17 protein-coding genes and 1 tRNA gene are annotated in these 13,479 nt (G+C 61.6%); 7 read left to right on the top strand and 11 right to left on the bottom strand.

The annotated features are described in order from the left end of the window. Nucleotides 1-45 precede the first annotated feature (45 nt). Nucleotides 46-762: a hypothetical protein gene (locus tag RUH64_RS07655; protein WP_313812585.1), complete on the top strand. Its 717-nt coding sequence runs from the start codon at nt 46-48 to the stop codon at nt 760-762. On the opposite strand, the gene RUH64_RS07650 is transcribed toward RUH64_RS07655, so the two are convergent. The 9 genes from RUH64_RS07650 to RUH64_RS07610 all read right to left on the bottom strand — a co-directional run bounded on the left by RUH64_RS07650 (nt 759) and on the right by RUH64_RS07610 (nt 7,729). Next, entirely contained in the window at nt 759-1,475 is a 717-nt protein-coding gene (locus tag RUH64_RS07650; protein WP_313812583.1) for a glycerophosphodiester phosphodiesterase family protein, read from the bottom strand. The genes RUH64_RS07655 and RUH64_RS07650 overlap by 4 nt on opposite strands. Next, on the bottom strand, nt 1,472-2,266 hold the full coding sequence (locus RUH64_RS07645; RefSeq protein ID WP_313812581.1) for an HAD family hydrolase: 795 nt from the start codon (nt 2,264-2,266) through the stop codon (nt 1,472-1,474). Before RUH64_RS07645 ends, RUH64_RS07650 begins: the two co-directional genes overlap by 4 nt. Continuing rightward, complete coding sequence (locus RUH64_RS07640) at nt 2,267-3,163, bottom strand: carbohydrate kinase (RefSeq protein ID WP_313812579.1); 897 nt, start codon at nt 3,161-3,163, stop codon at nt 2,267-2,269. A 9-nt stretch (nt 3,164-3,172) separates the two neighbouring features. Further along, nucleotides 3,173-3,844, bottom strand: coding sequence for an alpha/beta hydrolase (locus tag RUH64_RS07635; protein WP_313812577.1), 672 nt, complete (start codon nt 3,842-3,844; stop codon nt 3,173-3,175). Beyond that, on the bottom strand, nt 3,841-4,629 hold the full coding sequence (locus RUH64_RS07630; RefSeq protein WP_313812575.1) for an enoyl-CoA hydratase-related protein: 789 nt from the start codon (nt 4,627-4,629) through the stop codon (nt 3,841-3,843). Before RUH64_RS07630 ends, RUH64_RS07635 begins: the two co-directional genes overlap by 4 nt. A 39-nt stretch (nt 4,630-4,668) precedes the next feature. Next, the gene (locus tag RUH64_RS07625) at nt 4,669-5,388 is read right to left on the bottom strand and encodes a substrate-binding domain-containing protein (protein WP_313812573.1); all 720 of its coding nucleotides are present in this window, start codon (nt 5,386-5,388) and stop codon (nt 4,669-4,671) included. A 64-nt stretch (nt 5,389-5,452) separates the two neighbouring features. After that, nucleotides 5,453-5,884, bottom strand: coding sequence for a universal stress protein (locus RUH64_RS07620; protein WP_313812571.1), 432 nt, complete (start codon nt 5,882-5,884; stop codon nt 5,453-5,455). A gap of 57 nt (nt 5,885-5,941) precedes the next feature. Beyond that, entirely contained in the window at nt 5,942-6,640 is a 699-nt protein-coding gene (locus RUH64_RS07615; protein WP_313812569.1) for a dienelactone hydrolase family protein, read from the bottom strand. A 117-nt stretch (nt 6,641-6,757) separates the two neighbouring features. After that, on the bottom strand, nt 6,758-7,729 hold the full coding sequence (locus tag RUH64_RS07610) for a nucleoside hydrolase (protein WP_313812567.1): 972 nt from the start codon (nt 7,727-7,729) through the stop codon (nt 6,758-6,760). A gap of 118 nt (nt 7,730-7,847) precedes the next feature. Between RUH64_RS07610 and RUH64_RS07605 the strand changes: the two genes are divergently transcribed. Next, a complete protein-coding gene (locus tag RUH64_RS07605) occupies nt 7,848-8,897 on the top strand; it encodes a LacI family DNA-binding transcriptional regulator (protein ID WP_313812565.1) in 1,050 nt (349 codons plus the stop codon). Continuing rightward, complete coding sequence (locus RUH64_RS07600; protein ID WP_313812563.1) at nt 8,898-9,059, top strand: hypothetical protein; 162 nt, start codon at nt 8,898-8,900, stop codon at nt 9,057-9,059. Here the strand turns inward: RUH64_RS07600 and RUH64_RS07595 are convergent. After that, nucleotides 9,056-9,592, bottom strand: a complete 537-nt coding sequence (locus RUH64_RS07595) for a YdeI/OmpD-associated family protein (protein WP_313812561.1) — start codon at nt 9,590-9,592, stop codon at nt 9,056-9,058. The two genes, RUH64_RS07600 and RUH64_RS07595, sit on opposite strands and share 4 nt — an antisense overlap. A gap of 127 nt (nt 9,593-9,719) precedes the next feature. On the opposite strand from RUH64_RS07595, the gene RUH64_RS07590 reads away from it, so the two are divergent. Both RUH64_RS07590 and RUH64_RS07585 read left to right on the top strand, forming a co-directional pair. Continuing rightward, a complete protein-coding gene (locus tag RUH64_RS07590; RefSeq protein WP_313812559.1) occupies nt 9,720-10,436 on the top strand; it encodes a Pr6Pr family membrane protein in 717 nt (238 codons plus the stop codon). Between the two features lie 365 nt (nt 10,437-10,801). Beyond that, nucleotides 10,802-11,572: a CPBP family intramembrane glutamic endopeptidase gene (locus tag RUH64_RS07585; protein ID WP_313812557.1), complete on the top strand. Its 771-nt coding sequence runs from the start codon at nt 10,802-10,804 to the stop codon at nt 11,570-11,572. Between the two features lie 231 nt (nt 11,573-11,803). Here RUH64_RS07585 and RUH64_RS07580 read toward each other — a convergent pair. After that, nucleotides 11,804-11,887, bottom strand: a tRNA-Leu gene (locus RUH64_RS07580). A gap of 282 nt (nt 11,888-12,169) precedes the next feature. On the opposite strand from RUH64_RS07580, the gene RUH64_RS07575 reads away from it, so the two are divergent. Then, complete coding sequence (locus RUH64_RS07575; RefSeq protein WP_313812555.1) at nt 12,170-13,003, top strand: FhaA domain-containing protein; 834 nt, start codon at nt 12,170-12,172, stop codon at nt 13,001-13,003. Beyond that, entirely contained in the window at nt 13,000-13,479 is a 480-nt protein-coding gene (locus RUH64_RS07570; protein WP_313812553.1) for an FHA domain-containing protein, read from the top strand. The genes RUH64_RS07575 and RUH64_RS07570 overlap by 4 nt, the downstream gene beginning before the upstream one ends.

Here is a 13,479-nt window from a genome sequence, read left to right as displayed (position 1 = left end):
TCGGTGGACCAAGCCGGTCCGTGCCTGACGCCGAGAAAGCAGCGAATGCCTGAGCATCCCCGAAATAAGGTCATCACCGCATGGGCAGTCCATGCATTTACCCTGACGGGAATCATCTGGGCGACGCTGGCGCTGCTGGCGTTGATCGATAACCAGCCGAAGCTGATGTGGCTGTATCTGGGCATAGCCCTGGTGGTCGACGGCGTCGACGGGTCGATGGCCCGCGCAGCAGAGGTGGAAAAGTACGCGCCGAACTTCGACGGCGTCATCCTCGATTCGATCGTCGACTACCTGACGTGGACGTTTATTCCGGCGCTGTTCATGTACACCACGGGGCTGCTCGGCACCGGTGCAGCGAGCGTCATCCTGCTGCTGCTGATCAACGTGACATCGATGTTCTGCTATGCCAACGCGAAGATGAAAACCAACGACTACTACTTCATGGGCTTCCCGGCGGCGTGGAACATCGTGGCGCTGGCCCTGTGGTTCATCGGCCCGTCGCCGGGCGTCACCAGCGTGGTGGTCATCGCCTTCTCGATCCTCACCTGGGCGCCCATCGCCTTTGTGCATCCGCTGCGCGTGAAGCGGCTGATGCCGGTGAACATCGCCGCCACGGCCGTCTGGATCGGCGCCTCGGCGCTCATGGTGGCAGGCTACCCGAACGCCGGGCCATGGACCACCGCCCTGTGGATCGCCTCAGGGGTGTGGCTGGTGGCCCTGGGGGTTGTCCGCTCCGCGGCCGCCGCCTGGAAGAGCGCCTAGTTCAGCACCTGGACCAGCAGCCGCGCATCGTCGCTCATGATCGCGTCGGCATTCTTCGCCACCAGCTCGCGCATGGTTGCCTCATCGTTGATAACCCACACGTGCACCTGCGATCCCGCGGCGTGTACGGCCTTGATGAATCGAGCGGTGGCCACGGGGATTCTTCCCTGCTTGTTCGGCACCTGCACCGCCCAGAAGTCCCTGATCAGCCGCTGCGGAACCCTGCCGATCAGATGGGCGCTGAGCCAGATCAGCACCATCCGCAGCTGGCCCGGCGAGCGCCTGATGGGCGCCGAGAGCAGCTTGGCTACCGCCGCGCTGCGCCGGGTGGAGAAGGACGCCAACGCAATATTGGTGTGGGCACCGCGGCGTTCGATGAGCTGCGCCAGCGGGCCGATCACGTTCTCGTCCTTGACGTCGATGTTCAGCAGCTTGTGGGGAAACGCGTCGAGCAGTTCGTCGAGGGTGCACAGCTTTTCCCCGCCGGCGCGCAGCTGCGCCAGCTGCGCATCGCTGAAGTGGTTGAATTCCCCGGTCCCCTCGGTGATCCGGTCCACCGTGTGGTCGTGGAAGAGGTAGACGGTCCCATCCTTAGAGGCGTGGACGTCGGACTCCAGGTGGGAGATCCCCAGGTCCACCGCGCGCTGGAAGGCGACGAGCGTGTTTTCTTCGGCTCCGTTGCGCACTCCGCGGTGCGAAAAAGCGTAGGTCATTTAAGCAGGCCCTCAATCACCTGGGCGACGCCGTCCTTGTCAAGGGGCGGAGCGATATTTTCGGCGCAGGCAAGGGTCTGCGGGTGGCCGGAGGCCATCGCATAGCCGGAGCCTGCGAATTGCAGCATCTGGATGTCGTTGGGCATGTCGCCGAAGGCCATGACCTCCTGAGCGCCGATGCCCAGGCGGCGGCAGTACTCGCCCAGCGTGTTCGCCTTGTGGATGTTGACATGCGCCATCTCCAGCAGGGAGACGTCGAACGCCGAGTGGGTGACCGAGAGCAGGTCGCTCAGATCCGGTGCCACGGCGGCGTAGAAGTCGTCGATGGCAAGGTGCGGCGAGCGCGCCAGGAATTTAACGATGCCCTCTGCGTCGATCGCCGGGTTGTTCAGGTCGAGATCCGCCTGCACGCCGAAGTCGTGGTGCTTGTCGGCAAAGCCCGGGCCCAGGTGCAGCCCCTTGGTGGTTTCGGCGGCGAAGCTCGCCCTGGGTTCGTGGTCCAAGATGATGCCCGCCGCCTGGCGTGCGGTGCTGGCCGGCAGCGTCTGGGACCAGATGACCTTGTCCTGCTCCAGGTCGTAGAGCAGCGCCCCGTTGGAGCAGATTACCGTGCCCAGCCCGCCGAAGGCCTGCACGATGGGAGTCAGCCACCTGAAGGGGCGCCCGGTGACGAAGACGATCTGGATGCCCGACTCCCTGGCGGCGAGGAACGCCTGGCGGGTGCGGTCGCTGATCGTGCCGTCCTTGGCGACGATGGTTCCGTCCAGGTCGGAGGCGATGAGCTTGATCATTTACAGCTCCGCCCGGCGCGGAGGGTTGGCCCCGGCGCGCTGTACCGTCACGGAGGCGGCGCGGGAGGCGAACTCCAGCGCCTGGGACAGCTCCTCGACGCTCAGCGCCTCCAGCAGAGCACGGCGGGCGGCCCCGAGCTTTTCATGCTCGCCCAGCCAGCACAGCAGGGCCGCGGTGAAGGTGTCACCGGCGCCGACGGTGTCCGAGACCTCGACCTGCGGGGATTCATGCTGCGCCTCGCCGGCGCGCACCACTCCCCAGCAGCCGCGGGAGCCCGCGGTGGCGACCACCAGGGCAGGCCCCAGCTTGAGCCAAGCGCGGGCCGAATCGTTGACCGAACGCAGCGGATAGAGCCATTTCAAATCGATGCCCGAGACGCGCACCACATCCGCCTGGGCGACGAATTGTTCGATCTGGGCCACCGTCTGCGGGTGGCTGGAGACCAGCGAGGGCCGCAGGTTCGGGTCATAGCTGATGGTGGCGTGGCTACGGGCCGCGGCGAGCAGCGGCAGCAGCTCCTCGGGGCTGAACAGGGTGGCGATGGAGCCGGTGTGCACCAGCTCGGTGTCCCGGGACAGCTCTCCGATTTTCGGCATCTGCCAGAAGGCGTTGAAGGCGAAGCTCGCCCCGCCGGCGGGGTCGAGGATGCCGTGGGCCAGTACGGTGGGTTCGTCGTCCTTGCCGCCGACGTACCCGACGTTGTTCGCGTCGAGGTAGGACTCGATCTTCCTGCCGTTTTCGTCGTCGCCCCAGCGGGAAATTAGGGTGCCCGGGTAGCCGAGCCTGGCCAGCGAGACAGCCACATTCAACGGGCTTCCGCCCACGAATTCCTGTGCCGGGGCGATCCCTGACGCCAGAACGTCAACCAGGGCCTCGCCGATGACCGTCGGGTTCATGCTTCTCCTTTAATAGTGCACGGGCGACAGCGCCCTCACGCAGGCCGCCCAGTGGCTGCTGTGCGGATCGATCCAGGTGAAGTGGTCCCCGTCGAAAAGCGTGAAGCTGTGTTCCTGCCCCAGCGCCGCGGCCTTTTGGGCTGCGCGCCGCGCGATCTTGACCGGCACATCCGCGTCCTCGCGTCCATGAAAGATTATGACACGGGCCGCCACCGGCCATAATTCCACCGGGTCGTACTTCGCCAGCGGCTCATCCCCCAGCAGCTCGTCCACCGCATCGCTGCTCAGCTTCAGCTGCTGTGCCAGCCCCAAATCCAGCAGCCCCGCCTGGCTGATCACCTGGGTGATGCGCGGATCGTGGGCCGCCAGCAGGGCGCCGAGGTGTCCCCCGGCGGAGTGGCCGATGACGGTGATCGGGCCTTCCTGGCTGATCAGTCCCACCGCCAGCTTCGCATCGGCGAGCATCCTTGCAGCGCTGCCCGCCCCGCGCCGGTATTCAAGGTTGTAGGCGGGGATCCCGCGTGCGGCCAGGTCCTCGGCCAAGGGGGTCCCGAGGTCCGCCGTGTATTTCTCGCGCCAATACCCGCCGTGGATGATCAGCACCGCCCCATCGGCCGTGGTGTGCTCGGGGGCGTGGTACTGAACCCACTGATCCGGGTGCGGCCCGTAGTGCATCCTCATTTTCCGGGGAAGATGGCGGCGCGTTTTTCGACGAAGGCCGCCCGGCCCTCCACCGAATCCTCGGTGTGATAGGCGGCGATGAAGGCTTCTGCTTCCGCGGCCAGGGCGTCGTGGGTATTCAGGCCGTCCATTGACACCATGGCCCGCTTAGCAATGGCTACCGCGGTCGGCGACACCGCCGCGATCTCGGCGATGGCCGCCGCCGCCGCGTCGATGAGCTGATCGGCCGGGAGGACCCGGTTAGCCAGGCCGATGCGCAGCGCCTCGTCGGCCTTGATCCGCCGGCCGGTGAAGATCAGTTCGCGGGCCATGGCCTTGCCTACGCGCTGCGGCAGGCGCACGGAGCCGCCGAATCCGGGCACCAGGCCCAGGTTGACCTCCGGCTGGCCGAAGCTTGCCCGCTCCGAGGCGTAGATGAAGTCGCAGGCCAGCGCCAGCTCGCAGCCGCCGCCCAGGGCAAAGCCGTTTACAGCCGCGATCACCGGCACCTGCAGCGCCTCGAGTCGTTCGGTGACAGCGTGCATCTGCCTGGCGTAGGCGATGAAGGCCGCCTCGTCCATGGTATTCATCTGCACGATGTTCGCCCCGGCGACGAATGACTTCTCCCCGGCGCCGGTGATGACCACCCCGCGGTATTCGAATCCCGTGGTCTCAAACCAGTCCAGAAATGCTTCGAGGTCGTTGACTACCTCGCGGGCCAGCGCATTCATGCTCTTGGGCTGGTTGATGGTCAAAATGAGCGCCTGGTCCTTGGCGGACAGCGACAGGGTATCGAATTGCAACATAAGCAAACTCTCTCATGAGTTGTGGATCACCCACTAGCTTCAGCGGCGCTTGCGGCCCTTGGAACCACTGCGCGCCTGCTTCTTGGCCTGCTGTTTCGCCTTTTTCGCGGCTTCCTGCGCCTTGGCCTTGGCCACTGCCTTTTTCTTGTCGTTGATCCGTTTGGCCTGCTGCTCGCTGTTGCGTACCGAGGTCTGCCGCGAGGAGTTGGCGCTGCGTCCGCGCACAATGCCAATGAACTCGTCGACCATGCGGGTGTCTTCCATGGCGGTGGGCCAGGCGATGCCGATCATGCTCGGCGCACCGGGTTCGATGACGCGGTAGATGACGTCCTTGCGGTGGAAGAGCCGGGCCACGGACTGCGGGACGCGCAGCACCTGGGCGCCGGAGGCGACGACCTCCATGGCGGTGGGGATGCCGCCGACCTCTTCCGGGTAGTCGGCAAGGTCTACCTGAGGGAAGCTGGCGGCCGTCTCTTCGGGGATGGTCTCTTCGTAGTACTCGACATCGTGGTCCTTGGCCGCGCAGAGCACTTCCAGCTCTTCATACAGGGGGATCACGTGGCGGGTGGCGTCCTTGGGCGATTCGCCGCGGTAGCGGACGAACACCACATCCGCCTGGTCGTTGGCCAGCTGGTCGAGGATATCGCCGAAGTCCTGGCGGCTCGCCGCCAGTTCGACCTCGGGGTAGCGTTCGGTGAATCGATCCATCCACTTGCCCGGGGTGACGCCTGCGACGAAAGAGACTCGAAGTTTTTGCACGTACTTAAGCCTACGGGTTAAACGCAGCTGGCGGGCACCGTAGTGCCCGCCAGCGCGCTGATGCCTACTTATCGGTCTTGACGACCAGCACGTCGCATGGAGCCGAGTGGGCTACCGAGGAAGCGACGGAACCGAGCACGCGGCCCAGGCCCTTCATGCCGACGTTGCCGACGACGATCATCGAAGCCTTGCGGTCCTCAGCCTCTGAGATCAGTACATCGCCTGGCTTGCCGTGGCCCGCCGCTGCGGTGATCTTGGCACCCGGAACGGAAGCTTCGACATCTGCCGCTACGCGCTGAGCCAGCTTGCGTGCCTGCTCTGCGTCGTCCAGGATCCAGGTATCTGAACCGATGGATACAACCTCGGTGTTGTCCGAAGCGTGGGCGGTGATGACTACCAATTCGGCATCCAGCTTGAGGGACAGCTCAGCTGCACGGCGTGCTGCACGCTGCGCGGTTTCCGAACCGTCGACTCCAACGATGATGGTCTCTGACATTCCAGTTCTCCTTATTTAGTGATGAGTTCTTAAGTGATGCATACCACTTTATGGGTTTTAGGAGACTTTTTCTCGCAAAAAGTCTACGGCGCGCTCAAAGGCCAGCTGCGCGAGGGCCGGATCGTAGTTTCCGGCGGGGTTTTCGTCGTTGTGGAAGGCGTGCTTGCCGTCGTAGTAGAAGTAGTTGACCTCTGCTCCGGACTCCGCGCGGATCTGCTCTTCCTGCCGGTGCGCCTCGGCCACCGGATAGAAGTCGTCGAAGTTCGCGTAGTGCCCCTGGATGGCGGCGCGGACGCCGCTGAAATCATTGGGGACGCCCTGGCCCACGCCGTAGAACGGAACGGCGGCGGCGATCTTCTCCCCCTGCTGGGCAGCCAGCTGCAGGACGAATCCACCGCCCATGCAGAAGCCGATCACGCCGAGCTTGGAGCTGGTAACGGCCTCGCTGGCCAGGAGGTATTCCACCGCGCCGGCGAGGAGTTCTGCACCCTTTTCTTCGGGCAGCCGCGACATCATGTCGGCCGCCTCGTCGCCGTCGTGGGTGATCCATCCGCCGAACAGGTCAGGTGCGAGCGCGACGAAGCCCTGGGCCGCAAGGCGGTCCGCCACGTCGCGGATGTGGTCGGTCAGCCCCCACCATTCCTGGATGACGATAACACCGGGACCGGAACCGGATTCAGGCAGCGCCAGATACCCGTGCGCCTCGGTTCCCGCCGATTCAAATCTCACGTTCTGGTGCGGAGTTTTTTCTGCCATCTCACAACCTTCGTTTCAATGAATATCCACTGATCTTCAGTCTATGGAACGCTGGAAGCTTTGTGCATTGATGGCAGTCACTTTTTAGTGAATCTTCAATGTGTTGACCACTACTTTTTACTTTTCAAGGGGCACTTCCCCGATGCGCTGCAGCGCGTCGACCACCAGGTCCCAGAATCCGCCGTGGTCCAGATCCACCGCCACCGATGTGTGACAGTCCTCGCTGGCCGGCGCACGGAAGTCGGTGACAGTCATTCCAAGGGTCAACTCGCCGCGCAGCTCGACGCTGACCGGCGCCTTGACTGTGCGCACCACCTCGGGGTCGATCACATAGGCGACGGCGCAGGGGTCGTGGACCGGCGGCGCATTGAATCCCTGGGTATCCCGGTAGGCCTGGGCGAAGAAGTCCATGAGTTCGCGGACAAATCTGGCCGGCCCGGTGCCGATCTGCTCGATGCGCTGCACCACGTCCTTGGTGGCCAGCGCCTGATGGGTGAGGTCGAGGCCCACCATCACCACCGGCCACGGCTCATTGAAGACGATATGGGCGGCTTCCGGGTCGATCTTGATGTTGAATTCGGCCACCGCGCTCCAGTTGCCGGTATGGTAGCCGCCGCCCATCAGCACCACCTCTCGCACCCGCTCAACAATGCGCGGCTCCTTGCGCACGGCGAGCGCGATATTCGTCAGCGCCCCGGTGGGCACCAGGGTAATCTCGCCCGGGGCGTGCGCCATGATCGTTTCGATGATCAGATCCACTGCGTGGCGATCGTCCAGCTCGATGCGCGGGGCAGGCTGGGCCGGCCCGTCCATTCCCGAGTCTCCGTGCACATCGCCGGCTGTTTCCACCTCGCGCACCAGCGGACGCGGGCAGCCCGCGGCGAAGGGGACATTCGTGATTCCAGCAATGGTTCCTACCGCCAGTGCGTTGGCGGTGACCTTGTCCAGTGTCTGGTTTCCGGCGACTGTGGTCACCGCCAGCAGCTCAATCTTCGGGCTTCCGTGGGCCAGCAGCATTGCCACAGCATCGTCGTGCCCCGGGTCGCAGTCCAAAATAATCTTCCGCGGCGCGGTTGCAACATGGTCCATAGCGCGTCCTTGAGCTTTGTCGTTTGGGTTCACTCATAAATCTTCCGGCAAACCACCAACTTCGTCAAACGCTTAACTAATACTCCGCATCTATAGCAAAGCAAACTAGTATGGTTGCATGATCAGTGAGGGAAAGCCTGCAATGAAGCACGCAGCACGCCGGGTGACGGCGGCCATGGTCGCCGAGCATGCCGGGGTGTCGACGGCAACGGTCTCGCTCGTGGCCAACGGCAAGTCCAGCGGCCGGGTCTCCAAGAAAAATGAGGAGCGAGTGCGCGAGGCGATCCGCGAACTTGGATATTACGTGGACAGCATCGGCAGCTCGCTGGCCAAGGGAGTCAGCTCGCTGGTGATACTGGTGGCTCCGGACATTTCCAACCCGTTCTTTGCGAAGGTCATCGCCGGCGTCCGTTCGGTGCTCGGCAACGACTATCAGCTGCTGCTCTCCGTGACCGATGCGGGCATCTCCCCCAGCGCCGCAGAAACACGCAGGCTGCTCGGACTGCGCCCCGCCGGCCTGCTGGTCCATGCTCCAACGCAGGAATTCCTGGACGATCTCTCCGGTCCCCTGCCATTGGTGGCCCTGGACGCCCCGCAGATCGATTCCGCGATTCCGGCAGTGAATATGGACGTCTGCCAGGGTGCCGAAGACGTCGTTGCCCACTTCGCCAAGCTGGGCCACACCAAGGCCGCCTATCTCGATGCAAGCACCGGAACCGACACCCTGACGGTGCGCCGTGAAGCATTCCTCGCCGCCGCCGAGCGTTATGGGATTGAAGTTCTGCCCACGTCCATCGACAGCTGCATGATCGATGTCAACGTAGCCTCTCAGCTCTTTGAGCAGCGCTGGGCTTCCTGGCATGCAAATGGCGTCACGGCGCTGGGTTGCGCCACCGACAACCACGCCTTCGGCGTACTGCACGCCGCGCGAAAACTGGGGATCGAGATCCCCGCGCAGCTTGCCGTGGCAGGATTCGACGACCTACCCTATTCAGCCACGTCGAATCCGGGCATCACCAGCGTCCGCCTGAACGCCACCGAGATGGGGCGTCAGGCCGCCTTGAAGCTGCGTAGGATCCTTGACGGGGGCACCCCGCAGGAGCTGCAGTCGACCCTTCCCAGCGAGCTAATGGTCCGAGGCTCCACCGACGCAAAGGAACACGGTTAGGTGAAGCGCGGTACCAAGTTTTTCACCGTGGCCACCACCGTCGTCGTCTTGTTAATTGTCATTGGGCTGACGGTGATGTCCACCGGCATGCTCGGTCTGATTTTCGACCCGGAACCCGAAATCGACAGCTATTACCTGATGCGCTGGGTGCCGTTGGGCTAGGAGATGAGCTTGCCGCTTTTGGCCAGCTCCGGATCCGTGCAGGAGGACAGGTCGAAACAGCACGGCCGGCGTTTGCCGTCGCGCAGCTTGGAGATGCTGACCTCTACACGGCGGTTTCGGGTTGCCGGGTTGCTTGTGGCGCCGACCCAGCGCACCCATTCCCAGCGGGCCATGGGCGTCAACGACTGCCACGTTTCATCCAGTTCCGGTGCGGCTTCCAGCGCCTGGGCAAGGTCGGCCGGGACTGTGGCCTCCGGCCAGGCAGCGCCGGTCTCGACCTGCAATTGGAGGCTGTCGCCGTCCGCCGCCTCAATCACCAGTGGGCCGCTGCCGTCGATGGCTACCCAGTGCCCCTTGCGGCCGTCCGGTTCCAGCACTGCCGTCACAGCACCCGTGGGACCAAGCACATCGACGGCTACCTGGCCGCGGCTGGGTAGCTGGAGGCTGGAGTTCTCATCAAATTCCAGAATCTTACGCCCTGCAACGGTCCTGACAGTACCGGTCAGTTCAATTACCTTGTTATTGACGGCCATGGATTCCACCTTCAGCTCGAAACTTGCCGAGATGAATTTTATCCGCCGCCACCCCTAAAGCACCAGTTATCATGGTAAGTTCCGACATGTCAGATGTCGTATTTTCAATAGAACGAGAAGCAGCACAATGACCGAAGTTCACCCTGGAGCATGGTTTGGCTGGCTGATCGCACGCGCCCTGATCGGGATGGCAATCATTGCCGCCATCGCAGCCCAGGCCCAGGCAACAATGGCCTTCACGGTGGCGCTGCAGCGTGATCTGACGACCACCATGGTCAATTTCTTCAGCTACTTCACGATCTTGTCCAATCTTTTGTGCGCCATTGCTCTGCTGACGGCGTCGACATGGATGGCGGTTCGAACACCCGGCGCCCAGGAGCCGCGCTGGCTGGCCCGCCTTCTCGCCTGCGCGGCAACCTATATGATCATCACCGGACTGGTATACAACCTGCTGCTGCGCAGCATCGCACTGGACCAAGGAACTACCGTGCCATGGTCGAATGAAATCCTTCATACCATCGGCCCTGCCTACATGCTGATAGATTCCCTGTTCGCCCGAAGCACCAGAGCCCTGCCGTGGAAAGATGCATCGATCGCACTGGCCTTCCCGCTGTTCTGGCTCATTTACACGTTCATCCGCGGCCCATTGACCATCGCCCCGGCCACCGGCCTACCTTGGTGGTACCCGTACCCATTCCTCAACCCTCATATCCAGGGAGGCTGGGCACCGGTGCTCGGCTATGTCGTGGGCATCGCCGCACTAATCGTCGCCGCTGCATTCCTCGTCATTGCCATGGGCAGAAGACCCAGGGGTGCACGAACTAGCCAGCCGGTCCGAGACTAGTCTTCGTCCGCGGTTTGCCACCAATCTGCGACGAACCCGATCGGCAATGCGCCTTTAAATTTCAATAAAGGGAAACAGGTCCAGCAATCACCGGCGTTGAGCTGCTGAATCCACAAGGTGAGCGGTGTTAAAACCTAGAAACAACGCCGCGAAAAACGTTTCTATACCTCATGAGGATGACCGCGAATGCAACCGAATGATACGCAAGGATGAATTTCTACATACCGTAGAAGTAGATGTTCATTTGGGTATTTACATCCTTCGCCCCACAGATCATATTTAAGGTAGCTTTCCAGCAGGGCCCCAAGACCCTCCCAGACAACTGGCGGCTGTATGGATCCTCCCTCGCGAAAGGCGTACCAAAGATGACACGGAGCAATCTCCGCTTTGGCTCAATCATTGAACGAAACGACGACGCTGATTTCCCGTTCTACAACCTGCTTCCCCAGAAGGTCGAAACATGGAAGTGGCTTGCCATCATCCTCGCTTCGGTCGCAGGGTTTGCCGCCCTCAGCTTCATCGGCTTCGAGAGCCAAGTCCTTATGCTCATCCCCCGAATCTTGTTCGTAGGGCTTCCACTGGCGACCTTCATCATTCTGGTCCAGCCAAATTGGCGAGCCATCTTCCGGCCGCTCAAGGCGCGAGACTACGGCGCAATGATCATCTTCTGGCTCATCAACCTGCTGGTTAGCGCCCTCGTTGCATTGATCGCATCGGGTGGAAAAATTGGTGGCTTCACCTCGAATTCAGCCACCGATGGACTAGTAGATGGCGGCGTAATCAACGTCGTTGCCTTCTACCTCGGAACTTTCTTGCAGTTGTTCGGCGAAGAGGTCTTCACGATCTTGCCGTTCCTCGCCGTTCTGTACTGGTGCTATTCAAAAGCACACCTCTCGCGCAAGACCTCGATCATTTTGGCATGGATCATCACTGCCGTTTGGTTTGGAGCGGCACACCTTCCTACCTACGGCTGGAATTTCGTTCAGGCGATCTTTGTCATCGGCTCGGCACGCATTGTCCTAACCCTAGCCTTCATTAGAACGAAGAATATCCTGGTTTCCTTCGGTGCCCACCTCATCAACGACTGGGCCACTTTCACCTTCGCCCTGGTGTTTGCAGCACTGGCGGCCAGCTAAGTTCCACGGTTGATAATCAAGAACAAGATGACCTCGGATCCATTCAAACGATCCGAGGTCATTCTCGTTTTTCCATAGGCAACATGCTGGCAAAAAGTTTGACGGGCGCAATCGGGCGTCAATTGAGGCACGATGCGATGAGTTTCGGCCATTAAAACCGTGATTGTTTTTACACAGGTATTTAAACAAATGATCCTCAATCAAAACTGATTGAGGATCATTTCATTTTTGTGCGCGAGGGGGGACTTGAACCCCCACGACCTTGCGATCACTGGCACCTGAAGCCAGCGCGTCTACCAATTCCGCCACTCGCGCATATTCTTTTTTCGTTCCCACTCTCGCGGCAACAAGAAATAGCTTACACACACTTTCGGCGTTCTCCTAATCGAAACGGTACTTTGTGGTCAGCGCCACATTAAGATTTATTTGAGCTGTGTTTTTTCGCCCCGATATAACAACCGTTAGACAGCTAATTTCCGGGTATTGCCCAGCTGAAAACAGTAAGATCTACTATTGAAGTTCTGCGTGCGAGCCACTCCCGGCCCTCAGGCAGAGGACTCAATGGTCATCACGTAACAGTAGGAAGGGGCACGAGTAATGGGCTTTCTCGACAAGGTCGAACGTGGCTTGGAGAAGGTCGTCACTAGCTTCTTTCGTGGCAAAAGTACCAGTGCAATCAAACCCGTAGAACTGACCACAGCTCTGCGCAATGAAATGGACCGCGGTATTTTGCCAATCAGCGAAGGCCGAAGCCTGGCGCCCAATGATTTTGTTGTCTCCCTCAGCGAAGCTGACTTCGAGACGGCCAAGGGTTGGGGAACTGCAGTGGTCAATGAACTTGCCAGGGTCACGGCGGAACACGCAACGACTCAGGGCTACTCGGTTCAGAGCGACATCATGATCCACTTCGTAGCTGACCCGAATTTCCGCATCGGTGAAATGGAAATCAACGGCTCCATCAAGGACGCGACCTCGAAACCTGCGGCATCGGCCCCGGTCCGGGAACCTGCTCCGCGCCCATCCGGCGCTGCGCCGATGTCGGATCCTTCAGAGGCTCCAAAAACCACCGCCCAGCCAAGGTCGGTTGCACCTGCAAAGCCGCAGCCTTCCGCGCCGGCAATTCCAAAGCAGGCGATCTTGGAGGTTGACGGCCAGCGCTACGCGTTGCACCACCACTCGATCGTGCTGGGCCGCTCGGCAAGCACCGACATCCCTGTGGATGATTCTGGTGTATCCCGTCAACACCTTCGTGTTGAGACCCGCGGAGAATCCACCTACGTCGTTTCCGATTTAGGTTCGACCAACGGCACCTACGTGGACGGGAAGAAGATTTCCTCAGAAACCCGTATATTTGACGGTTCAATCATCAACATCGGACAGACGAAGATTGTCTTCCGCCTGATTACCCCGAACAACGGAGAACGTGCATGAATGACCTCGTTCTAAGCCTCTTCCGATTGGGCTTCCTGGTCCTCATCTGGTTGCTCGTCCTGAGCGTCGTCGGCTCCATGCGCCGCGATCTGGCCATTGGTTCGCGCGCACGCACCGGAAAACCAAGCGCCCGCGCGCTCAAGAAGAACCCCGAGCTCGCCGAGCCGGAGCCGGCAGCGCGCAAGGCGGCCACCACCCTGCAGATCCTCGAAGGCCCCCTGGCAGGGCGCACCATCCAGCTCCAGGGACAGCCCCTGCTCTTTGGCCGCGCCCAGGATGCAACCATCGTTTTGGAAGACGACTATGCTTCGGGCCGCCACGCACGACTGTTCCCGCAGGGGTCGCGCTGGTTCATTGAGGACCTCGGCTCGACCAACGGAACCTTCGTTGGAGACACCCAGCTCACCCGTGCCCAGGCAGTTGAACCCGGACAGCGCATCCGCATCGGGAAGACTGTCCTGGAATTGAAGGCCTAG

Origin of the sequence: Glutamicibacter sp. (assembly GCF_032154645.1) — a bacterium.
In the GTDB taxonomy this organism is placed as follows: Bacteria; Actinomycetota; Actinomycetes; order Actinomycetales; family Micrococcaceae; genus Glutamicibacter.
This window is presented reverse-complemented; position numbering and strand designations above follow the sequence as displayed.